The organism is Marinobacter sp. F4206 (assembly GCF_019392195.1).
GTDB lineage: Bacteria > Pseudomonadota > Gammaproteobacteria > Pseudomonadales > Oleiphilaceae > Marinobacter.
Window position 1 is genome coordinate 467,283 of record NZ_JAHXKI010000002.1, and the last position, 22,980, is coordinate 490,262.

Annotated in this window: 23 protein-coding genes; 7 read left to right on the forward strand and 16 right to left on the reverse strand. The window is 58.9% G+C overall.

The features are described 5' to 3' along the window. Positions 1-55: 55 nt before the first annotated feature. Positions 56-691 (forward strand): endonuclease, encoded by a 636-nt coding sequence (locus tag KZO34_RS04425; RefSeq protein WP_219473780.1) that lies wholly within the window; start codon positions 56-58, stop codon positions 689-691. A gap of 77 nt (positions 692-768) precedes the next feature. On the opposite strand, the gene KZO34_RS04430 is transcribed toward KZO34_RS04425, so the two are convergent. From KZO34_RS04430 to bioB, 8 genes are all read right to left on the reverse strand, one after another. After that, positions 769-2,565, reverse strand: a complete 1,797-nt coding sequence (locus KZO34_RS04430; protein WP_219473782.1) for an acyl-CoA dehydrogenase C-terminal domain-containing protein — start codon at positions 2,563-2,565, stop codon at positions 769-771. A gap of 211 nt (positions 2,566-2,776) precedes the next feature. Then, the gene (locus tag KZO34_RS04435) at positions 2,777-4,576 is read right to left on the reverse strand and encodes an acyl-CoA dehydrogenase C-terminal domain-containing protein (RefSeq protein WP_219473784.1); all 1,800 of its coding nucleotides are present in this window, start codon (positions 4,574-4,576) and stop codon (positions 2,777-2,779) included. Positions 4,577-4,838: 262 nt separating this feature from the next. Further along, positions 4,839-5,471, reverse strand: coding sequence for a putative metalloprotease CJM1_0395 family protein (locus tag KZO34_RS04440; RefSeq protein WP_219473786.1), 633 nt, complete (start codon positions 5,469-5,471; stop codon positions 4,839-4,841). A 9-nt stretch (positions 5,472-5,480) separates the two neighbouring features. After that, positions 5,481-5,726, reverse strand: a complete 246-nt coding sequence (locus tag KZO34_RS04445) for a flagellar basal body rod C-terminal domain-containing protein (protein ID WP_219473789.1) — start codon at positions 5,724-5,726, stop codon at positions 5,481-5,483. Between the two features lie 51 nt (positions 5,727-5,777). Next, the gene (bioD, locus tag KZO34_RS04450) at positions 5,778-6,470 is read right to left on the reverse strand and encodes a dethiobiotin synthase (RefSeq protein ID WP_219473791.1); all 693 of its coding nucleotides are present in this window, start codon (positions 6,468-6,470) and stop codon (positions 5,778-5,780) included. A gap of 37 nt (positions 6,471-6,507) precedes the next feature. Beyond that, positions 6,508-7,356, reverse strand: coding sequence for a malonyl-ACP O-methyltransferase BioC (gene bioC, locus KZO34_RS04455; protein WP_219473793.1), 849 nt, complete (start codon positions 7,354-7,356; stop codon positions 6,508-6,510). After that, positions 7,353-8,528 carry an 8-amino-7-oxononanoate synthase gene (gene bioF, locus KZO34_RS04460; RefSeq protein ID WP_219473795.1) on the reverse strand — a complete coding sequence of 392 codons (1,176 nt, stop codon included), beginning with the start codon at positions 8,526-8,528 and terminating at the stop codon, positions 7,353-7,355. The genes bioC and bioF overlap by 4 nt, the downstream gene beginning before the upstream one ends. Positions 8,529-8,548: 20 nt before the next feature. Next, entirely contained in the window at positions 8,549-9,637 is a 1,089-nt protein-coding gene (bioB, locus tag KZO34_RS04465) for a biotin synthase BioB (RefSeq protein ID WP_257900195.1), read from the reverse strand. 329 nt (positions 9,638-9,966) lie between these two features. Here bioB and KZO34_RS18620 point away from each other — a divergent pair, with 329 nt between their 5' ends. Then, complete coding sequence (locus tag KZO34_RS18620; protein WP_257900196.1) at positions 9,967-10,422, forward strand: ComF family protein; 456 nt, start codon at positions 9,967-9,969, stop codon at positions 10,420-10,422. Here the strand turns inward: KZO34_RS18620 and KZO34_RS04475 are convergent. Beyond that, positions 10,419-11,528 carry an NAD(P)/FAD-dependent oxidoreductase gene (locus KZO34_RS04475; protein WP_219473797.1) on the reverse strand — a complete coding sequence of 370 codons (1,110 nt, stop codon included), beginning with the start codon at positions 11,526-11,528 and terminating at the stop codon, positions 10,419-10,421. The two genes, KZO34_RS18620 and KZO34_RS04475, sit on opposite strands and share 4 nt — an antisense overlap. A 156-nt stretch (positions 11,529-11,684) precedes the next feature. Between KZO34_RS04475 and KZO34_RS04480 the strand changes: the two genes are divergently transcribed. The 5 genes from KZO34_RS04480 to cmoB are packed head-to-tail and all read left to right on the forward strand — an operon-like array spanning position 11,685 to position 15,295. Then, complete coding sequence (locus KZO34_RS04480; RefSeq protein WP_257900197.1) at positions 11,685-12,110, forward strand: hypothetical protein; 426 nt, start codon at positions 11,685-11,687, stop codon at positions 12,108-12,110. 12 nt (positions 12,111-12,122) lie between these two features. Further along, on the forward strand, positions 12,123-13,139 hold the full coding sequence (locus KZO34_RS04485; protein WP_219473799.1) for a serine/threonine protein kinase: 1,017 nt from the start codon (positions 12,123-12,125) through the stop codon (positions 13,137-13,139). Positions 13,140-13,172: 33 nt separating this feature from the next. Next, the gene (locus tag KZO34_RS04490) at positions 13,173-13,538 is read left to right on the forward strand and encodes a kinase (RefSeq protein WP_219473801.1); all 366 of its coding nucleotides are present in this window, start codon (positions 13,173-13,175) and stop codon (positions 13,536-13,538) included. Next, positions 13,531-14,286 carry a carboxy-S-adenosyl-L-methionine synthase CmoA gene (cmoA, locus tag KZO34_RS04495; RefSeq protein ID WP_219473804.1) on the forward strand — a complete coding sequence of 252 codons (756 nt, stop codon included), beginning with the start codon at positions 13,531-13,533 and terminating at the stop codon, positions 14,284-14,286. Before KZO34_RS04490 ends, cmoA begins: the two co-directional genes overlap by 8 nt. 16 nt (positions 14,287-14,302) lie before the next feature. Then, the gene (gene cmoB, locus KZO34_RS04500) at positions 14,303-15,295 is read left to right on the forward strand and encodes a tRNA 5-methoxyuridine(34)/uridine 5-oxyacetic acid(34) synthase CmoB (RefSeq protein ID WP_219473806.1); all 993 of its coding nucleotides are present in this window, start codon (positions 14,303-14,305) and stop codon (positions 15,293-15,295) included. A 55-nt stretch (positions 15,296-15,350) separates the two neighbouring features. Here the strand turns inward: cmoB and KZO34_RS04505 are convergent, their stop codons facing one another. The 7 genes from KZO34_RS04505 to miaA all read right to left on the reverse strand — a co-directional run bounded on the left by KZO34_RS04505 (position 15,351) and on the right by miaA (position 22,975). Next, the gene (locus KZO34_RS04505) at positions 15,351-16,646 is read right to left on the reverse strand and encodes an adenylosuccinate synthase (protein ID WP_219473808.1); all 1,296 of its coding nucleotides are present in this window, start codon (positions 16,644-16,646) and stop codon (positions 15,351-15,353) included. 83 nt (positions 16,647-16,729) lie between these two features. Then, on the reverse strand, positions 16,730-17,911 hold the full coding sequence (locus tag KZO34_RS04510) for an ATP phosphoribosyltransferase regulatory subunit (RefSeq protein ID WP_219473809.1): 1,182 nt from the start codon (positions 17,909-17,911) through the stop codon (positions 16,730-16,732). 178 nt (positions 17,912-18,089) lie between these two features. Beyond that, complete coding sequence (gene hflC / locus KZO34_RS04515; protein ID WP_219473810.1) at positions 18,090-18,965, reverse strand: protease modulator HflC; 876 nt, start codon at positions 18,963-18,965, stop codon at positions 18,090-18,092. A 2-nt stretch (positions 18,966-18,967) separates the two neighbouring features. After that, complete coding sequence (hflK, locus tag KZO34_RS04520) at positions 18,968-20,152, reverse strand: FtsH protease activity modulator HflK (RefSeq protein WP_219473811.1); 1,185 nt, start codon at positions 20,150-20,152, stop codon at positions 18,968-18,970. Between the two features lie 77 nt (positions 20,153-20,229). Next, positions 20,230-21,531: a ribosome rescue GTPase HflX gene (gene hflX / locus KZO34_RS04525; RefSeq protein ID WP_219473812.1), complete on the reverse strand. Its 1,302-nt coding sequence runs from the start codon at positions 21,529-21,531 to the stop codon at positions 20,230-20,232. Positions 21,532-21,646: 115 nt separating this feature from the next. After that, entirely contained in the window at positions 21,647-21,898 is a 252-nt protein-coding gene (gene hfq, locus KZO34_RS04530; protein ID WP_218635049.1) for an RNA chaperone Hfq, read from the reverse strand. Between the two features lie 33 nt (positions 21,899-21,931). Continuing rightward, a complete protein-coding gene (miaA, locus tag KZO34_RS04535; RefSeq protein WP_257900198.1) occupies positions 21,932-22,975 on the reverse strand; it encodes a tRNA (adenosine(37)-N6)-dimethylallyltransferase MiaA in 1,044 nt (347 codons plus the stop codon). Positions 22,976-22,980: the final 5 nt, after the last annotated feature.

Genomic DNA, 22,980 nt, shown 5'->3' on the forward strand with positions numbered 1-22,980 from the left:
GAACAGGGCCTGCTGGGCATAGCCGCTTACAGACACTGCGAGGTATAAGAGGCGTATGAAAAACTTCTTGCTGACAACAATCACTCTCTCACTCCTGCTTACCGCCAGCCTTGTCATCGGACAGAATACCCGGTTCAGTGATCCCGACACTGTGATCAAGAACGAATTTTGGGGTAACCTGTACGCCAACGGTGGCCATTCCTTTTTCTGCGACAAGGCGTTTACCAGCAAAGGTTTTCTCCTGACCGATGGCTACATCTATCCCCTGGCAGATGTCCGCCGCGCACTCGACTGTGGAACTTCCCGGCAGTGCGAGCAGGACAACCGCTATCGGCAGATCGCATCGGACCTTCACAACATGGTTCCCGCTCGAAACCGGACCGAGATGAAGCGGCGCAATGTTCGCTATGAGAACCTTGGCGAGAGCATCAAGGCGGACGACTGCGGTATTCGGGAAAGTGCCGGGTTCTTTGAGCCACCCGAGCGGGTCAAGGGCGATATTGCACGCTCCGTTGCCTACATGGTAGATACCTACGGCTTGCCATGGCTTGGCGCGACACCGGTATTCCAGGGTTGGAATCGGATGGACCCGCCCGACGATACCGAACTGACCCGCCATCGCCGCGTAGCGGAGATACAGGGTAATGAGAACCCGTTCGTCACACAGCCGGAACGGATGGAACAGCTCTGATCACATCATCCTGAACGGCATAAAAAAGCAGGCCCGGAGGCCTGCTTTTTTTTGATCCTGTTATCACTCGCGAGCGATCAGAACTCTTCCGCAGTCAACGCCATCATGGAATCGCTGCCGCTGCGAATCCCCTCGGCGAGGGAAACGGTCTTGGGCAACAGACGGTCAAAATAGAATTGTGCGGTTTTCAGCTTGCCGGTGTAGAAACCCGAGCTGTCAGACTCTGCTTTCGGCGCCGCCGCCTTCACGATCCGGGCCCACATGTAGCCAAGCGCGGTCAGGCCGAACAGGTCGAGATAATCCACTGACGCAGCGCCGATCGCATCGGGGTTGTCACCCGCTTGCTGGATGACATGCTCAGTGACATCGGACAGACGCTCGAACGCCGCGGCCAGTGGCTCGAGGAACGGGCGCAGCGTCGCATCCGCGCTGTTCTCTTCAATGAACGCCGCCACATCCTGGGCAAACAACTCATACAGCTTGCCCTGACTCCCGACGACCTTTCGTCCCATCAGATCCAGCGCCTGAATACCGTTGGTTCCCTCATAGATCTGGGTAATACGACAATCACGAACCAGCTGTTCCTGACCCCATTCACGGATAAAACCGTGACCGCCGAAAACCTGCTGCCCCATGATGCAGGCATCCAGGCCACGATCGGTCAGGAAGGCCTTGGCGACGGGCGTGAGCAAAGCCACCATGCCTTCGGCGTGCTTGCGGCGGTCTTCCTCAGCAGGATCCGCGTACTTGGAGATATCCAGCCACTGGGCAACATAGGTAGAAAAGGCGCGACCACCCTCTACGTAACCTTTCATGGTGAGCAGCATACGACGCACATCCGGATGCACCAGAATGGGATCCGCGGCTTTCTCTGGCTGCTGAGCTCCTGTCGGTGCGCGGCTCTGGATACGGTCCAGTGCATACTCGCGAGCACTTTGCAGGGATGCCTCCGCGGCGCCAATGCCCTGGATACCAACCCCCAGACGCTCGTAGTTCATCATGGTAAACATCGCGGCGAGGCCCTTGTTCTCCTCACCGACCAGCCAGCCCCGGGCGCCGTCAAAATTCATCACACAGGTGGCGGAACCCTTGATGCCCATTTTCTTCTCGATGGAGCCACAGCTGAAGCTGTTGCGCTCACCCAGAGAGCCGTCGTCGTTAACGAGGAACTTGGGAACCAGGAACAGGGAAATACCCTTCGGCCCCTTGGGCGCATCTGGCAGCTTGGCGAGAACCAGGTGAATAATGTTCTCGGCCATGTCGTGCTCGCCCCAAGTGATAAAGATCTTGGTGCCGGTCACGTTGAATGAACCGTCGTCATTCGGCTCAGCCTTGGTGCGGATGATGCCCAGATCAGTCCCGGCGTGCGGCTCGGTCAGATCCATGGCACCGGACCAGACGCCGGAGTACATGTTTGGCAGATACTTTTCCTTCAGCTCCTGGCTGCCGTGGGCATCCAGGGCCAGACAGGCACCGGCGGTCAGCATCGGCGCCAGGCCAAACGCCATGTTGGCGCCCTGCATCATCTCTTCAAACTGGGCAACCAGGGTCTTGGGCATACCCATACCGCCAAACTCGGGGTTGCCACCGAGACCGTTCCAGCCACCTTCAACGATGGTCTGGTAAGCTTCCTTGAAGCCCTCCGGCGCCGTGACTTCACCTTCATTCCACTTGCTGCCCAGTTCGTCACCTTCGCGGTTCAGCGGTGCCAGAACGCCACTGCTGATTTTTCCGGCCTCTTCCAGAATTGCATCGGCTGTGTCCGGATCCACATTCTCGGCGACCTTGGGCAGCGAGGCCCAAAGGGCGGGAGCATCAAAAACTTCGTTCAACACGAAACGCATGTCACGCAAAGGTGCCTGATAATCAGCCATCTATAACTCTCCAAAATTCCAGTCAGTCTTTGCAGGCGGCAAAACGGCCGTGATTCAGCCTGGCTCGCCTGTTCGGGCTATGTGTCCGCTCAAGATTATTTTTATGGGCGCCTATTCTACCTCAAAAGCAGAAGCCAACTCATGAAAAAAGCCCGCCTCCGGGGAGTGCGGGCTTTCTCAGTACTTCTGAACTGCCTCAGGTGCCCGCGCCTTAGATGGCGAAGGCTTCTTCCGGCATGTCCATCAGGCTGTCCGCCCCGGCCAGCATGCTTTCGGCATGGGCCTTGGAGCGGGGCAGCATACGCTTGAAGTAGAAACGCGCGGTCTGAACTTTGGCATTGTAGAACATCTCCTCGGAGGTGCCGTCTGCCATCTTGTCCAGCGCGACCTTGGCCATACGGGCCCAGAGGTAAGCGAACACCGCATAACCGGAGTACATCAGGTAGTCGACAGAAGCCGCACCCACCTCTTCACGGTTCTTCATGGCGGTCATACCAACCTTCATGGTCAGGTCGCCCCACTCCTTGTTCAGGGCCGCCAGCGGCTCCACGAACTCCTTCAGCTGTTCATTGTCGGCATTTTCCTTGCAGAACACGTGCACCTGCTTGGTGAAGCCCTTCAGGGACTCGCCCTGAGTCATCAGAACCTTACGACCCAGCAGATCGAGCGCCTGAATGCCGGTAGTACCTTCGTAGATCATGCCGATCCGGGCATCACGAACGTTCTGTTCCATGCCCCACTCGGAAATGAAACCGTGGCCACCGAATACCTGCATGCCCAGGTTGGCAGCTTCGTAACCGATCTCAGTCAGGAACGCCTTGGCGATCGGTGTCAGGAAGCCCAGCGCCTCATCGGCCGCTTTGCGGTCTTCTTCGGTCTTGCCACTGTGAACGATGTCGGCCTGCTGCGCAGTCAGATAAATCAGGGCACGGGCGCCTTCGGCGACCGCCTTCTGGGTCAGCAGCATGCGACGGACGTCCGGGTGCACGATGATCGGATCGGCAATGCCTTCCGGATTCTTCGGACCGCTCAGTGAACGCATGGCCAGACGCTCCTTGGCATAGACCAGAGAGCCCTGGAAACCCAGTTCGGCGGCGCCCAGACCCTGGATAGCCGTACCGATACGGGCAGTGTTCATGAACGTGAACATGCAGTTCAGGCCCTTGTTCTCCGGTCCGATCAACCAGCCCTTGGCACCGTCGAAATTCATCACGCAGGTGGCGTTGCCATGGATACCCATCTTGTGCTCGATGGAACCACAGGAAACGGCGTTGCGCTCGCCCGAGGAGCCGTCCTCGTTCGGGAGGTTCTTGGGCACGATGAACAGGGAGATACCCTTGGTTCCTTCCGGGGCGCCCGGCAGTCGAGCCAGAACGATGTGGACGATGTTCTCGGCCATGTCGTGCTCACCGGCGGAAATGAAAATCTTGGTACCGGTGATGGAATAGGTGCCGTCTGCATTCGGCTCAGCCTTGGAACGCAAAGTGCCCAGGTCAGAACCACAGTGCGGCTCGGTCAGACACATGGTGCCGGTCCACTCGCCACTGATGAGCTTGGTCAGGTAGGTCTGTTTCTGCTCTTCAGTGCCGTGCGCCTCGATGGTGTTGGTGGCACCGTGGCTCAGGCCGGGGTACATGCCCCAGGACCAGTTGGCGGTACCAACCATCTCACTCATAACCAGACCCAGAGAGTGCGGCAGGCCCTGGCCGCCGTAGTTGGGATCCGCGGTCATGGAAGGCCAGCCACCTTCAACGTACTGCTGGTATGCTTCCTTGAACCCTGTCGGCGTTTTCACACCGTCTTCGCTCCAGGTACAACCCTCTTTGTCGCCCACCTGGTTCAGCGGAGACAGAACCTGCTCACAGAACTTGGCACCTTCCCCGATAATGGCGTCCACCATGTCCGGAGTCGCGTCGTCGGCACCTTCCAGGTTTGCGTAGTGCTGCTCACTGTCCAGCAGCTCGTTCATTACAAATTTGATGTCACGCAGGGGCGCTTTATATTCAGGCATGGAATCCACCTCGGTTTTCGGTCTCAGCTGAATCTGGTCTGACAGCTTCGGGCCTTGGGTTTGCTCAGACACCGCAACGCAGTGCGCCGCAGCCTTAATTAAACACTTGTTTGAAACATACGTTTACAGGCACAGAATTGTCAATAGTCGGAATAAAAATTTGTGTTGCGGCATGTCACAGGAATGCGCTCCACGGAGGCGCTCGCAAACAAATACAAGCAGTTGCGGATACAAGGAAACCAGGAGGGAATGTTTCGAACTTTCAGGCGGCGACAGGGCCGAAACCGGTTAGGCCCTGTTGAGAATCATCGACCATCGCAGCGACCGACCGATAAGCGTTGCTGGCCTGCTCTGCGGCGCGGGACCGGGAAGTGCCCGGCTCGTCCGCGCCAGAGGCCGATGCATCCTCCGATTTGTCCTTCTGCTCGGAGGCCAATTCCGACCGGGCCTGCAGCATCACCTGCATCGCCTCGGCCGCAACGGCCCGATCCTGACCGGAAGGCTCCGCAGGCGCCATGGCCGCAGCCCGGACGACGCGCATTTTCTCGATTGTCGCCTGGGGATCGCCATTGATTGGAGACATGTCGATGGAAACTTCCCCACCTACGGCATACTGGGCGCCATCCGGACCCCGCTCATAAGTGAAGGACATGGCTCCCGCATACTGACCACCGGCGGCCTGGTGGGCTGCCTCATGGGCCCGGACTTCGCGATCTCTTGCCTTGAGCTCGGAAAGCCGCTTTAGTTCTTCCTGGCTTAGCCCCTGTTCATCCTGGGCCGGTTGAGCTGATTTTTCGCGAACCTCAGCATTTTCCGGGGAACGAGTGGGCGTGGGAGAGGAGGGATTAGCACCAGTAAGCGCAAAAGCAGGAGGATTCGAGGAAATTGCAGTCATGACCGACTGTCAGGCCAATATGTCAAGCAGTGTGCCCAGGGTTTCGTCTGCGGTCTTCACCACTTGCGCTGACGCTTCCACACTGCGCTCGTAAAGCTTCAGATCAATCATCGGCTCCACCAGACTTCCAGAACCTTCGGCCGTCCCCTTAGGACCATCGACACCACCGCGAGCTATTTTCCGGGCGGCATTGTCCATCCCCACCATGCCGTCCTGGATGCCCTGAATGCCGACTGCAAGCGTATTATTGATCATGACCAATACTTCCAATGACCGATTATTGACTCCAGTAAGCCACAATCATGGTCAATTTTCAAACAGGGGGTCGATCTTCAGGTAACTTGTCAGGGCGACAGGGTCTGCATTCTCAAGCCAGGGCAGCACTCCAAGGCAAGGCGCCCTCAGGTGAGTGAGAAGGTAATTCAGAGTTTCTTGCTCACAAGCCATGGGTTCCGGCTCTACGCGATTGGCGACCCAGCCGGCAACGTCCAGTCCGTCGGCCCGAATCGCTTCGGCTGTCAGCAATGCATGATTGATGCAACCAAGTTTCAGGGCAACCACCAGAATCACTGGCATACCCAGCTCCCGCGGCAAGGCGGCGTAGGTTTCCCGGTCATTCAGCGGAACCCGCCAGCCACCGGCCCCTTCAACCAGCATCAGGTCCGCCGGCCGGATCTGCAGACCCCGGCAAAAACCGATCAAACGCTGGGCCGTGACGGTCCTGCCCGCCTGCACCGCGGCAACGTGGGGCGCAATTGCCGGTTCCAGAGCCACCGGATTGATCAGATCGTAAGCCAAGGGTTCCGTAATCGCCTTCTGCAGGGCCAGCGCGTCTTCATTGCGCAAACCGTCAGGTGTCGACTCACACCCCGAGGCTATCGGCTTCATGGCCAGGGTACGCCTGCCCTCCGCCCTCGCCGACTCAAGGATGGCCGCTGAGACCATGGTCTTGCCAACGCCGGTATCGGTGCCGGTAACAAAATAGGTTTTTTTGGCCATGCCTTCCGGATTTCCTGATTAGGTTGTCACGTGATGGTTATTCAGTCGAGCGCCAGTATACCCACGCCGCCTCGTAACTGGCGATCACGGCCCCATCCGGCTCTTTCGGGTAATGGCGGCACATTTTCCGAACGCGACCGGGCGCAGTTAACGTCTTTCGACGGGATTCACTTTTGAAGCCGGCGCCCAACTGCCTCAGCTCCCCTGCCAGCGCCATCGGCGAGGCATAGGGAAGCCGCAACGTTTTGGTCTCCACAGAGGCGCCGGGCATTTCGACCGCTACTCGCTCTTTCAGGAAGGGCTCGGACTCAAACCGGTTTACATGGGCCTGCCCCGGATCGGCGACCGCCCATGCCCTTACCAGCTCACCGAGTGTGCCCTCCAGCAGGGTCGACATCATCAGCCTTCCACCCGGCTTGAGCAATCGTCGGCACTCGGCAAGCACTGGCCCAGGGTCAGCGCACCACTGAATCATCAGGTTGCTGAAAACCATGTCGAAACTGCGGTCCGGGAGCGGCAAGGCTTCAGCGTCGGCAACGAGCCAGTCAATTTCCGCGCCACCATGCTCACGAGCCTTCCGGACCATACCCGGCGAGAGATCTACCCCGGTCAACCGGCTTGATGGTTGAATCTGCGCCAACTTGCGCGTGAACCAACCGGTGCCGCAACCCAGGTCCAGAACCCGAAGAGGACGCCCATCTTCAGAAGCAGTCGCCAACGAACGGAGCATGACCTCCCCCATGAGACGCTGTAACCGGGAGGCGCCTTCATAGGTATCACAGGCGTTACCGAACTGTCTGGCAATCAGGGACTTCTCGGCAATCTCAGACTCCTGCTGCCCGCACAGGTCCAGTGGCCCGGCAACAGCACACGCGGCTACACTCATACCGCAACATCCTGTTTTGCCAATAGGTGTCGGCATTCGGAGAGCCCCTGCAGCAGCCGATCCAGATCCGACTGACTGTGAGCAGCACTGAAGGTAACCCGCAACCGGGCCTCACCTTCCGGAACAGTGGGCGGCCGGATAGCCGTTACCAGAAGCCCCCGTTCTTCCAGCGCGCGACTCAGCTCAAGTGCGGTCCAATTGTCACCCACCATGATCGGCTGAATGGGCGTGGTGGACGGCATGAGCTCATACCCAAGGGCAGAGGCCTCGTTGCGGAAACGATCGACCAGCGCCTGTAGGTGCTGTCGGCGCTCGTCGTCCTTCTCAATCAGATCAATACTGGCGGTGGTCGCAGCCGCAATAGCCGGGGGCATGGCGGTGGTGTAGATGTAGGTCCGCGCTTTCTGGACCAGGTATTCCATCAGCACCGACGAGCCAGCAACAAAAGCACCACTGGTTCCCACGGCCTTGCCCAGCGTTCCGATCAGCACGGGCACATCGGCTTCTGACAACCCCTGAGCCGCGATGCTGCCGCGCCCCTGCGGGCCGAGCACACCAATACCGTGGGCGTCATCAACCACCAGCAAGGCATCGTGATCCCGACACACCCGTGCCAGCTCTTTCAGCGGTGCGACATCGCCATCCATACTGAACACGCCATCCGTCACCACGAGTTTGTGGCCGCTGGTCTGTGCCAGCAAGGCCTCGAGTCCGGCGACATCCCCATGGGCGTAGCGCCGGATCTTGGCACGGCTGAGAATGCAGCCATCGATAATGGAGGCATGATTAAGTCGATCAGAAAAAATCGTGTCGCCGCGGCCAGCCAGAGCCGAAATGACGCCCATGTTAGCCATATAGCCGGTGGAGAAGAACAGTGCCGCGCTGCGCCCGGTAAAGCTGGCCAGACGTTGCTCAAGCTCATGGTGGGCATCATGATGGCCACAGATCAGGTGCGAAGCTGCTCCGCCAAGACCGGTATCAGGCAGAGCATCCCGAAGGGCGTCGAGATTGGCAGGATGATTGGCCAACCCAAGATAGTCGTTGCTACAGAAGGACAACAGGGGCTTGCCATCGGACGTCAACGCCGGCTGCTGAGGACCGGAGATCTGGCGGCGGGTCCGGTAAAGACCCGCCTTCTTTCTCTGAGCAAGCTCGCCTTCAAAGTCACGCACAGTATCACCCCGGGATTCAATCAGGACGCAGCGGATTCCCGTGTGGCGTCATAGAACATGTGGCGGGTCGCCTCATACTCCACCGCTTCGGCAATCGCCTCTTCTTCCTGCTCCTCGGAAGCACACTGTTCCCGCTGCTCCGGGCGAATGCCCAGGCGGCGGAAAAGCTCCATATCGGCGTCGGCCTCGGGGTTGGCAGTGGTCAACAACTTCTCGCCGTAGAAAATGGAGTTGGCGCCGGCCATGAAACACAGTGCCTGCATTTGCTCGTTCATGTTCTCCCGACCAGCGGAGAGCCGGACGTGGGATGCCGGCATCATGATCCGGGCCACCGCTATAATGCGAACGAAGTCAAAGGGATCCAGGTCTTCCACATCTTCCATGGGGGTTCCCTTGACCTTCACCAGCATGTTCACGGGCACACTTTCCGGGTGGTGCGGCAGGTTTGCCAGCTGCATGAGCAGCCCGACCCGGTCATCATCGTCCTCACCCATACCCATGATGCCGCCGCAGCAAACCTTCATACCCGCCTTGCGCACGTTATCCAGGGTATCGAGGCGGTCCTGGTAGGTGCGAGTGGTGATGATGTGGCTGTAGTATTTCTCGGAGGTGTCCAGATTGTGGTTGTAATAATCCAGGCCCGCGTCTGCCAGTTCCTTCGCCTGATGCTCCTCCAGCATGCCAAGAGTCATGCAGGTCTCCAGCCCCAGGGATTTCACCTGCTTCACCATGTCCAGAACGTACGGCATGTCCTTTTTGGACGGGCTGCGCCAGGCGGCGCCCATGCAGAAGCGGGAAGCCCCCTTGCCCTTTGCGGCCCGAGCCTCGGCCACCACCTTCTCGATTTCCAGCAACTTTTCCTTCTCGAGACCGGTATTGTAATGGCCGCTTTGCGGACAGTACTTGCAATCCTCGGGACAGGCGCCAGTCTTGATCGACAGGAGAGTGCTGACCTGGACCTCATTCGGATCGAAGTGCTGACGATGCACACTCTGGGCACGGAACAGAAGGTCATTAAACGGCAGCGCGAACAGATCCCGCGCTTCCTGCAGCGTCCAGTCGTGACGAATTTCCATGGAGGGTGCCGTGGAGGTGGCTGTAGCGGTCATGTGAAAGTCCTGTTAACCTTTTCCGGTCTCTGGGTTTACGGATGAAACAGATGATAAAGGGACAGAACTGGCTGTCAACCTTAATGGAACTAAAGGTTAACAGCGATAACAGAGCCGGCCAGTGCGTAGCCTGCCTTTCGAGCAATGCTTTCAACGGCTTATGCCTGCCCTGCCACAATGACCTGCCGGTCAACCGGTGGCAGTGCCAAACCTGCGCCCTTCCCCTCCCGTACCCGGCCAACGACCTTGCATGTGGCGACTGCCTCGCCTCTCCCCCACCCTTTGGCCGCTCACTAATACCCTGGCGTTACCAGTTTCCAGTCGACAGCATGATTGGACGCTTCAAATACAACAGCCAACGCCAGTTTGCCCGCCCCCTGATCGCAGGGCTGGTGCAGCACCTCGTCGATCACTTCGAGCGGGCCCCCAACTTGAAACCCGAGGCACTGGTTCCGGCCCCCATGCACCGGCAACGGCGCCGCAAGCGTGGCTTCAACCAGGCTCAGGAAATCGCCGAACAGATCGGCAGCCAGTTGGACATCCCCGTTGCCGCCGGCCTGGTTCGCCGCACACAAACCGTCCGGGCCCAGCGGGAACTGAGCCGCCGCGAACGGCTGGACAATCTTCGAGGGGTCTTCGAGATACACGGCCGGGTGCCGGCGCGCATTGCCATCGTCGATGATGTCGTAACCACCGGGGCGACAGTCCGGGCACTGGCGACCCTACTGCGTGAACACGGTGCCCGGGACATACAGGTCTGGGCACTCGCCCGAACACCGGCCTAAGCCAGCTTGGCTTTCACAAGATCGGCAATCGCCAGACAGGACGTCAGCCCGGGTGATTCAATGCCAAACAGGTTCACCACACCGTCGATTCCGTGATCCTGCGGACCTTCGATACGGAAATCGGAACCGCCACCGTCGGGGCCTGCCAACTTCGGCCGAATGCCTGCGTATGCCGGCTGAAGCCGGCTCTCGTCGAGGCCCGGCCACCAGTCCTTGATGCTGTTTATGAATCGGCTGACCCGGGCGGGATCAACGGAATAATCTTCGTTATCGATCCACTCGACATCGGGCCCGAAGCGGGCCTGACCGGCGAGATCCAACGTCAGGTGTACACCCAGCCCTCCGGGTTCGGGAACGGGGTAGATCAGGTTACTGAACGGATGCCGCCCGCCATAGCTGAAATACACCCCCCGGGCCAGCCATTGGCGCGGCTTTTGGGAAGCCGGCAGCCCGTGCCATTCCTGAGCCAGTCCGGCAGCCCCCAGGCCCGCCGCATTGATGACTTTCCGGGCCTCCAGAACAGCAGGCATGTCGCCACCAACCCTCAGGCGATGGCACTTACCGGAGGTTTCCACTCCGATCACCGGCGCCCTTAATACCAGCTGACCACCGGCATCTTCACAGTCGCCCAGCAGAGACAACATCAGTGCATGGCTGTCGACAATCCCGGTTTCCGAAGACCAGAGCCCGGCAGACGCGGTGATATCAGGAAGCATCCTCGACAACGAGGCTCCCGAAACGAGGTCCAACTCCACTGCGTTACGCCCGGCTCCATTCCGGATAACCTCGAGGCTTCCCGCCTGATGATCCGATGTCGCGACAATCCACTTACCACACTTTCGATACCCGACCTTACGAGCTTCACAGTACTGGTATAACTGCTGCCGGCCCGCCACACACAGGCGGGCCTTCAAACTGCCTTCGGGGTAATAGATGCCCGCATGAATGACCTCACTGTTTCGCGAGGACAGGCCCTCACCGAACCGGTCACCCGCCTCAAGAATCAGGATTTCATGGCCCGCCCGGGCTAGCGCCCGGCCAATGGCCAACCCTACCACTCCGGCTCCGATGACAACCGTTTGTGCTTCAAGGGTCTCCTGCGACACTCGACTTTTCTCCCGTTTTCAGCCCCATATATACCCAAGCATAACCGATCCTGTGTTTGTTCCGGAAAATCAACGAGAGCAGGCCAGTCACTGTGCTTACGCAGGCGGCCATACAGGTTATACTTACGCTCTGGACGCAGCGGAGGGAGCCCGGCAATGATGTCTGACAGGAAGCAGTTTGCGCTGGTGATGGTGGTCGCCGCCATGTTCGTCGGTTGGCTTGGATGGCGAGGCTTTGAAATTATCAGCCTGAACGAGCGCCTGAAAGGCGACGAAAAGGTCGCCGATTACCCTTACCAGCACCGGGTCCTGCGCGTCGAAGGCAGCACAGCCATCATGAGTTCGCTGCGCTCTCATACCACATCGACCCAGGAGGCCTTGAGCACGGTTTTTCCGAACATGCGCAACCTGAACGATGACCATCGGTCCTGGCAAAGAGCAGAGCGCGAACTCGCCCGAATTCAGGCACGAGCCGGCGATATCGTCCTGGGGGCGTCAGGAATCAACCGGATCCGCTGGGAACTGGACGAGAACTGGTACCATCTCCAGACAATGAAATCGAACTACGACACAGGACTCTGACCACTTTTCAATATGACCCATGACTCATCACTGGCGACATCGTCTCATCCGTACGACACACTGACTCCCGACATTATTCTGGACGCCATGGAGGAGGCCGGTTTCGCGGTCAGTGGACGTCTGTTTGCCCTCAACAGCTATGAAAACCGGGTGTACCAGGTCGGGCTGGACGAAGGCGCACCGGTGATCGCCAAATTCTATCGCCCCGGTCGCTGGACCGAAGCGGAAATCCGTGAAGAGCATGAGTTCACCCTTGAACTTCTTGCCGCCGACATCCCGGTGGTGGCTCCACTGGCCATGCCGTCCGGCGACACCCTCGGTCAACACGGCGCCTTCCTGTTCGCGGTGTTTGCCCAGCGCGGCGGCCAGGCACCGGATGTCAGCGTGACAGATACCCTGTACCGGTTGGGGCAATGGTTGGGACAGATGCATAACATCGGGGCAAGCAAGCCCTTCGGGCACCGGCCGGGCATCTCGGTACTTGACGGCATCGAGAAGAACAACCGGCTCCTGGTGGAAGGCAACTGGGTTCCGGATGACCTCCGCCCCGCCTGGGACAGCCTGATTCCGGACCTGATCCAGGCCTGCGGCGCCCGGATCGATGAGGCCGGCCCGGTAGACACCCTGAGACTGCATGGCGACTGTCATGCCGGCAACATACTGTGCCGCGACGAACAGATGCTGTTCGTGGATCTCGACGACTGCCGCACTGGACCGGCGGTCCAGGACATGTGGCTGCTACTCAATGGTGAGGATTCGGAGCGTGGAGCCCAACTGGGCGAGCTGCTTGAGGGCTACGAGATGTTCCGGGACTTCAATCGCCGTGAACGCCACCTGATCGAACCCCTGCGCTGCTATCGGCAAATCGCCCATTGCGCCTGGCTGGCAAAGCGCTGGGACGATCCCGCCTTTCCGCGTTTTTTTCCCTGGTTCGCCCAGCCACGGTTCTGGTCGGATCAGGTCCTCTCCCTCCGGGAACAGTTGGCCGCCCTGCAAACGCCGTCCATATCGCTGCCCGGCCAGTACTGATTAATCCATTGACCACATCCAGATGAGGTAGGCATGAGCCAGAACGAGGCCCGTTACACCGTACGCAGTTTGATTGTCACCGCCATCGTTACGGCGGTGGCCACGGTGGTGATGCTGGAAGCCAGCGGCAAGATTGACCATTCTGACAACAAGGACCATGTGCCGGTCGGTGACTTTCAGGCCATTCATGTGACGCCGGATGAGCCTTTCCGGATGTCTCCGAAAGCGTCCGAATTGCACGCCGCCTGCGAAAACGGTTTTCTGGCCATCGCGGCGGACGTGGACCCGTCGTTCCGGGGCATATTGGTGGATTACAAGAACCGGGGTGTGCGCTGCAGTCGGCCGACACCGACCGCCCCGCCCGTTCCCGAGGTCGAGGAGAGTGGCAGCAATGGGTAAGTCGGGCCAGCCACCGGAGCAGAAGACCGACCGGCTTTTCGCCACCGAGCGTCGCCCGGAGGATTTCCGCTTCGACGCCTCGGTGGCCCGGGTCTTTCCGGACATGATCCGCCGTTCGGTGCCCGGCTATACCACGATCATTCCTATGATTGAGGTCATTACCGAACAGTACGCTCAGGCAGGCTCCCATTGCTACGACCTGGGCTGCTCCCTGGGCGCATCCACACTGGCGATGCGTCACGGTATTTCACACCGGGACTGCACACTCGTAGGCGTCGACAACTCCAGTGCCATGATCGAGCGCTGCGAACACTACATCGCGCTGGACGACAGCTCACTGCCAGTAACCCTTCGCTGCGAGGACATCCTTGAGACCGAGCTTAGCAATGCCTCGGTAACCACCCTGAACTTCACCCTGCAGTTTGTCCCACCCGAGCACCGAACTGGCCTGCTCACCCGCATCGCCGAGGCCACTCGCCCGGGCGGGGCACTGATCCTCTCCGAGAAAATCCGTTTCGGGTCCGACGAGGAACAGGACATCCAGACTCGACTGCATCATGAGTTCAAGCGCGCCAACGGCTACTCGGATCTGGAGATCAGTCAGAAACGCTCCGCCATCGAGCAGGTGCTGATCCCCGAAACCCTGGCCGACCACAAGAAACGCCTGCTGGACGCCGGATTTGATCGGGTACTGGTCTGGTACCAGTGCTTTAATTTTGTCTCCATGCTGGCCATCAAAGCCCACTGAAAACGCTCGGAGAACCATGGCAAATTTTGACTGGGAAAAACACTTCGGACCGTTGCTGACGGAGCTTACTCAAACTGGCCACGCCCGCTGGACCGACCGACTTCGAGATCAGCTCACCCATCGTTTCGACGATAACCCGCACGGGGACCTCGACCGGTGGCAGACGGCCCTGAACAGCCTGCCGGAACTGGCCGGAGTCGAGGTAGAACTCAAGCACTCCGCCATCACGCTGAGCACCCCGGATAATCTGACCGGCCCCCAGCAGGAACAGCTGGAAAACGCCCTCCGTGGACTGATGCCCTGGCGTAAGGGGCCATTCGAGTTCTTTGGCACCTATATTGATACCGAATGGCGATCTGACTGGAAGTGGGATCGGGTACTGCCTTACCTGTCTGACCTTTCCGGCCGGAAAATCCTGGACGTCGGTTGCGGCTCCGGCTACCACTGCTGGCGCATGCTCGGCGAAGGTGCCGGGCGGGTTATCGGCATCGATCCGGGGCTGTTATTCCTGTTCCAGTTCCTGAGCGTCAAGCGCTATCAGGATAACGCCCCGGTGGACCTGCTGCCCGTGAGGATGGAGGACTTGCCAGAGAATCTGCAAGCCTTCGACACCACCTTCTCGATGGGCGTGCTTTACCATCGGCGCTCCCCGCTGGACCACCTGCTCGAACTCAAAGGCACCCTCCGGCGGGGCGGTGAACTGGTGCTGGAAACCCTGGTCGTGGATGGTCCTGAAGGTTACTCCCTGATGCCGGAAGACCGGTACGGGCAGATGCGAAACGTCTGGTTCCTGCCAAGCTGCGATACCCTGCTTCGCTGGCTGGATCGCACCGGCTTTCGTAACGCCCGGGTTGTGGACGTCACCGACACCACCACCGACGAGCAACGAAGCACCGATTGGATGCGATTCAATTCACTGCAGGACTTTCTGGACCCGGAGGATCCGTCCCGAACTGTCGAGGGCTATCCCGGTCCCAGGCGGGCCACCATCATCGCCGAAAAACCCTAGCACAAAAAAGCCGCCCTGCAGTTGCCCGCAGGGCGGCTTTCTTGCTTCCCATCAATTACTCATCAAACGGATGACGCAGGGTGATCGTCTCGATCCGGTCCGGACCGGTGGAAATGATATCAATCGGTGCCTCGATCTGCTCCTCAAGGAAACGGATGTAGGCCTTGGCGTTCTCCGGCAGCTGGTCGACGCTGGTCAGCCCCACCGTGCTATCACTCCAACCCGGAAGCTCGGCGTAAACGGGCTCGATATCCTTGTAGGTGTCACAGCCGATTGGCGGACGGGTAATCTCGCCTTTCGGTGTCTTGTAGCCCACACACACTTTCACCGTATCCATCCCGTCCAGAACGTCCAGTTTGGTCAGGCAGATACCGGATACGCTGTTGATCTGGATTGCATGACGGAGCGCCACTGCATCGAACCAGCCACAACGGCGTGAACGGCCGGTTGTGGTGCCGATTTCATTGCCCTTGACCGCAAGATGGTGACCCATGTCGTCGAACAACTCGGTCGGGAAAGGACCGGAGCCCACGCGGGTCGTGTAGGCTTTGGTGATACCCAGCACATAGTCCAGGAACAGCGGGCCGAAACCGGAACCCGTGGCGGTTCCACCCGCGGTTGTGTTTGAGGAGGTGACGTACGGGTAGGTGCCCAGATCAATATCCAGCAGGGAACCCTGAGCACCCTCGAACAGGATGTGCTCGCCGCGCTTACGGAAATCGTGCAGCATGTCGGTCACATCCGCCGCCATCGGCAGGATTTCCTCGGCCATCTGCTTGAGCTCTTCGAGGGCCGCGTCGATATCTTCGGCCTCTTCCTTGAAGTACTCGGTCAGAACAAAGTTGTGGTAGGACATGATTTCCCGCAATTTGGCTTCGAAATCGCCGGGATTGCAGAGATCACCGAGTCGAACGCCGCGCCGGGATACCTTGTCCTCGTAGGCAGGACCAATGCCCCGCCCGGTGGTACCGATCTTGTCGACGCCACGTGCGCGCTCACGAGCCTGATCGATGCGGACGTGAGTGCGCAGGATGATGGGACAGGCCAGACTGATCCGCAGCCGGTCGCGCACGGCAACGCCATTGGCTTCGAGTTCGCGAACTTCCTTGAGCAGCGCCTCCGGTGAGAGTACAACGCCATTTCCGATCAGGCAGTAAACGTGCTGGCGAAGAATGCCGGACGGAATCAGGTGCAGCGCGGTTTTCTTGCCGTCAATCACCAGTGTGTGGCCGGCATTGTGACCGCCCTGAAAACGGACAACGGCCGCAACCTTATCGGTCAGCAGGTCAACAATCTTACCCTTGCCTTCATCACCCCACTGGGTGCCCAGCACAACAACGTTTTTACCCATGATTCTCTCTCAGTGCGGCTGCCCCGGAGGACAGGCGTTTCGCAAGTTTACCTGTAAATGAGTTCACCGACGCCCGAGGGGCCTCAGTTCAGTTTCTCAACGACCCACTGGCCGCCCTGTTTTACCAGTTTCCGGTCGCAGCCCCGGGCTGCCGGATCGGCATCGACGTCGTCCGGGAGCGCCCGGATCACGGTTTCGGTCATTCTCAATCCGGAAATGACACCCTCCAGGGCCGGATCTTCATCCGCCGGAGCCCACACTGCGCCTACCCGATGCTGTACGCGCTCTCCCAGTGCAACCAGAGCCCGGATATCCAGACTGAAACCAGTCGCCGGACGGGCGCGGCCAAAATCACTGCCAATGGCATCGTAACGACCGCCCTTGGCCACCGAATCGCCGTGACCGGGCACGTAAGCGGCAAACACCAGACCGGTGTGGTAGTTGTAACCACGCAGTTCACAGAAATCGAAGCCCACGCTCACTTCCGGGAAATCCCGCGCCAACATGTCACAAACGCGACCCAGTTTTTCCAGGGCAGCGTCCAGGTCTTCCGATGCACCCTTGAGTATCCGCTTTGCCTGGACCAGGGCTTCCGGGCCGCCACTCACCCGTGCCAGCTCCCGCAGTCGCGCGCCGGCCGAGCCTGCGGGGCACTGGCCCAGCAATTCGTCCAGCTCCGGCACCGACTTGCGGGCCATGGCATCAAAAATGGCTGCTTTGGTGTCGCGATCGAAATCCGCATCGCCAATCAGGTTCTGGTAAATCGAGACATGCGCCAGATCCAGATGAATGCGGGGCAGACCGGCGACCCGCAGGGTCTCCAGCATCAGGCTGATCACTTCCATATCGGCGGATTCGGATTCACTGCCGAACAACTCACACCCGGCCTGGATCGGGGTCCGGCCGGTCAGCATATGCCTTGGCCGGGTATGCAATACATGGCCGGCGTAACAAAGGCGGGTGATGCCCTCCTGCCCCATGGTGTGCGCATCAATGCGAGCGGCCTGGGGGGTCATGTCTGCCCGGACCCCCATCATCCGCCCCGTCAGCTGATCCGTGAGTTTGAAAGTCTGCAGTTCCAGATCGTGACCGGTACCGGTAAAGAGCGACTCAAGGTATTCGATCAGAGGAGGAATTACGAGCTGGTAGCCCCAGCGTTGGCAGGTATCCATTACATCCCGGCGCAGGGATTCGATCCGTCCGGCCAGGGGCGGCAGAATGTCCTCTACCCCGTCCGGCAGTAACCAGCGATCAGATACTGTCATGAGATTACGTTGTCCGTCAGGCCCGCTTCGGCGAGAGCGCCGTGGGGTTTACACAGGATTTATGGCGAATTCCGCGGCAAAAACCGGAAACAAAACCGTCGGAATTTTACACGGTTGGTCGGCACAAAAAAACCGGAATACCGAGGTATTCCGGTTTTTCGATCCGGAAGGCGGAGCTTCAGCGACCGCCCTGAGGATCCTTCAGGAATTTCATGAAGTCACTGTCGGAGTCAATGACCATGATATCGTCCTTGCTGGAGAAGGTATTCCGGTACGCCTGCAGACTGCGATAGAAGCTGTAGAACTCGGCATTTGAGCCATAGGCATCTGCATAGATCGCAGCCGCCTGACCATCGCCTTCACCACGGGTCTCCTCAGACTCTGCGAACGCTTCAGCCAGGATTACGGTGCGCTGGCGATCCGCATCCGCACGAATGCCTTCTGCCAACTCACGGCCCCGAGAGCGGAATTCCTGGGCCAGTTTCTCTCGCTCGGTCGCCATACGGCGGTAAACGTTCTCGCTGACCTGGCCGGGAAACTCGATGGCTTTGACACGCACATCCAGCACCTCAATGCCGAATTCGCTCAGGGAGGTCTCGTTCACCCGGTCACGCAGTGTGTGCATCAGCTCATCGCGCTGCCCGGATACCACTTCGTGCATGGTACGAATACCGAACTCGTCACGCAGGCCATTGTCGACCCGGGACAGCAGCAGAGACTGTGCCCGGTATTCGTCGCCGCCAGTGGCACGATAGAACTGGTCAACATCACGGATTTTCCAGGCAATGTAGGAATCCACATCCAGCGGCTTCTTCTCGACCGTCAAGTACTGGCGGGACGGAAGATCCATGGTCAGTACCCGGATATCGAATTCACGAACCTGATCAATGACCGGCACTTTGAAATGGATCCCGGCCTGAATGTCGGTTTCCACCAACTCACCAAAGCGCAACATAACGCCCCGGTGCGTTTCCGGGATGATGTACACGCTGGACAGCACGAGCAGGACAACAATGAGGGCGCCTGCAAGACCCACTACACCTTTAGGTCCCATGATTATCTGCTCCTCCGTACATTAGTGTCCTGCCTGGAACGCAGCTCCTTGATGACCTGATCGGTCAGGGACTGAATATCCATCTGGTCTCCACTGCCGCCTGAAGACTGACCACCGCTGCGCGGGAGGCTCCCCTGGGTCAAGCGATCCAACGGCAGATACATCATGTTGCCACTGCTTTCGGTATCCACGAGGATCTTGCTGCTGCTGGACAGCACCGTTTCCAGGGTCTGAAGGTACATGCGGTCACGGGTAACCGTCGGTGAATTCTGATAAACCGCCAACAACTCGAGGAAGCGCGCGGTTTCGCCTCGGGCTCGCTCGATGACTTCCTGTTTGTAGGCATTAGCTTCCTCAATCATGCGCTGAGCCTGGCCTCGAGCTTCGGGAACCACCTTATTGCGGTAGGTTTCGGCTTCTTCCTTGACGCGCTGCTCATCTTCCCGGGCGCGCTGAACTTCGCGGAAAGCATCCTGAACCGCCGGTGGTGGCTGAGTGCTCTCAACGTTCACACGCACGATCTCAAGACCAGTTCCGTACTCCCCCAGGAACCGTTGAAGCCGCTGCTCTACCCGGACGGAAAGTTCTGCACGACCTTCGGTCAGCACATCATCCAGGGACGAACTGCCCACTTCATGACGCAGGGCACTGTCGGTCGCAAACGCCAGGGCCTGGTTTGAGTCGCGAACATTCAGTACGTAGGCCTGGGCATCACCCACCCGGTACTGTACCTGCAGATCCACGGTAACCAAGTTCTCATCCTGGGTCAGCATCTGACCACTGGACTCCGCGGTACGAACGCTGGTCACACGGACTTTGGTTACGTCATCGATCAACGGCACCTTAAAGCGCAGGCCCGGGTTTTCAGTCCGGTTGTACTCACCGAAACGCAGGACAACCGCACGTTCCTGTTCGTCGACAGTATAGAAAGACTGGAAAATCACGTAACCGACAACCAGAATCCCGGCGAGCGCAAGAATGGCACCAAAGCCACCGGCGCTGCCACCGGTTCCGCTTCCGCTGCCGCCGGACTTACCGCCCTTTCCGCCGAGCATTTTGTTCAGTTTATCGAGACCTTTTTTCAGTGCCTCATCGAGGTCTGGCGGCCCCTGATCATCGCCGCGACGACCACCGGTGCCCCAGGGATCATTGTCGTTGCGATTTCCACCCGGTTCGTTCCAGGCCATAGTGCTCTCCGTTCCTGACTTAATAGAATGGCTGCAAATACTAGGGATTTATCAGCGCCCCGGCAATAGCCCGCCCACTATCGGGTGTGGCTGTCATCGAGACGGACTGAATCTTCGTTCATTCCGGCACGGCTCAGTAACTGATGCCAGTCCCGGTTCTGCAATCGCACTTCAAGGACGGCATCGCCGGTTTCCCGGTGCTGCTCGCTCAGTACAGATCCCGCTTCGTGAAGTAAGGCCCGCAGCTTGCCATCAGCCGGCCCAAGCAACACGTAATAATGCACAACATCTTCGGCCAGACGCTCTACGACGGCGTCGAACAGACCATCCAGCCCCTCACCCGTGACTGCGGAAACCCAGGCTCGCACCGGGATACCGTCTTCATTACGCTCAACCCGGGGGGTAAAATTATCAAGCAAATCAATCTTGTTAAAAACCTGAAGCACGGGGATTTCATCCGCACCGATTTCGGCCAGCACCTCTTCAACCTGCTCGATATTCTCATCGCGGCGACTATCATGGCAGTCGATAACGTGCATCAGCAGCGATGCTTGCGTTGTTTCTTCCAGCGTTGCCCGAAACGCCTCAACCAGCTTATGAGGCAGGTGACGAATAAAGCCCACGGTGTCGGCCATTACGACCGGGCCGATATCCGGAAGTTCCAGTCGCCGCAGGGTCGGATCGAGCGTTGCAAACAACTGATCTGCTGCATATACGCTGGAAGTGGTAATTCGGTTGAACAGGGTCGACTTGCCGGCGTTGGTGTAACCAACCAGCGAAACCGTCGGAATGTCAGCGCGTTTTCTCGCCCGACGCCCCTGATTCCGCTGGCGACGCACCTTTTCCAGACGCTTGTGGATGGACTTGATCCGCTCCCGCAGCAGTCGCCGGTCTGTCTCCAGCTGCGTCTCACCCGGCCCCCGCAGACCAATACCGCCTTTCTGACGCTCCAGGTGTGTCCAGCCGCGTACCAGTCGCGTTGACATATGCTCAAGCTGGGCGAGCTCAACCTGGAGTTTACCTTCGTGAGTGCGGGCTCGCTGGGCGAAAATATCGAGAATCACACCGGTTCGGTCGAGCACCCGACATTTCAGGTCCCGCTCGATATTGCGCTCCTGGCTCGGGCTCAGGGCGTGGTTGAACAACACCACGTCTGCCTCATTCGCGCTGATGGCGTCACGGATCTCTTCCAACTTGCCCTCTCCCACGAATAGCCGTGGGCTGGGCTGCTTACGCGAGCCATTAACCACTGCCACCGGCTCTACGCCCGCGGAGGTCACCAGCTCCCGGAATTCATCGGGATCTTCGGTTTCTTGCTGGGAGGTGAAATCGATGTGAACGAGAATCGCCCGTTCACCGACGTCTGGACGTTCAAACAAGTGTTATCAACTCCGAAACAGTCAAACTGTCATGCCATAAAAACAAACACCCGCGCCCTTCCGAGCGGTGAGGCTCTTCAGAGACGCGGGTGGCAGTGCCGGCGAGCCGGGCAAATCAGTCTTCAGACTCACCCTCTCCTCCCGGGGCCTGCGGCGGAATGCGAACATTACGGGCAGGTACCACGGTGGAAATAGCGTGCTTGTAGACCATCTGGCTGACAGTGTTTTTCAGCAAAATCACGAATTGGTCGAAAGACTCAATCTGGCCCTGAAGCTTGATGCCATTGACCAGAAAGATGGAAACCGGAATGCGTTCCTTGCGCAAGGCATTGAGGTAAGGGTCTTGTAACGAGTGCCCTTTTGACATGTGTGTTCTCCTGTTTTTAGTAAATGCAGATCGTCATTTTTCAGAATTAAATGTGGTGCGAAGTCCAATTTTTTTCAAGGCTGTCGTGGAGATATCTAGCTCCCCGCTGTCCAGCCAATCCACACCGGACCACTTGCGCAACCATGTTAACTGCCGCTTGGCCAACTGGCGCGTGGCTGCAACGCCCTTACTTACAAATGTGTCATAGTCACAATCACCGGCCAGATAACCCCAGGCCTGACGATAACCGACACAACGCATGGAAGGGAGATCCGGGTGCAAATCGCCTCTGCCCATCAGAGCCCGCACTTCATCAAGAAAGCCGGCTTCCAACATATTCAGAAAGCGCAGATGAATTCTTTCGTGAAGCAGTCGCCGCTCCGGCGGCGCCACAGCAAGCTGGACCACAGTATACGGAAGCGAAGTGACTTCGTCTGCCTGCCATTGGGTGAAATAGGTGTAATCCTCGACACCATCCCCTTGATTTTGGGGCAGACTGGAACCTTCGGCCTGCCAGAATGAAGAAATAGGCTTGCCGGTCAGGCGAATGACCTCAAGTGCCCGCAGTAATCGCTGCCGGTTGTTGGGGTGGATCAGGCGGGCCGCAACGGCGTCCTTCTCCCCAAGCTCCCCATGCAGTGCTGCCCAGCCCTTGCACTCAGCCTCCCGCTCCAGCGCCCGGCGCAGTTGCGGATCGGCACCCGGTAACCCGGACATCCCGTGCTGCAGGGCCTTGAAATACATCATGGTGCCGCCCACCAGTAACGGAATCCGGCCCGCCGCGGTGATCTTCTCCATTTCAGCCAGGGCATCCCGCCGAAAATCCGCCGCCGAGTATGACTCGGCCGGGTCACAGATATCGATCAAGCGGTGCGGCGCCCGCGCCAGCTCCTCAGCGGACGGTTTGGCCGTACCGATATCCATGCCCCGGTATATCATCGCGGAGTCGACGCTGATGATGTCGCAGGGCAGACGCTCACACAGCTCAATCGCCAGATCGGTCTTTCCCGATGCCGTTGGCCCCATCAAAAAGATGGCGGGCGGCCGCTCTTCTGACCCAATCTTTCGCGCAGTCATGACCT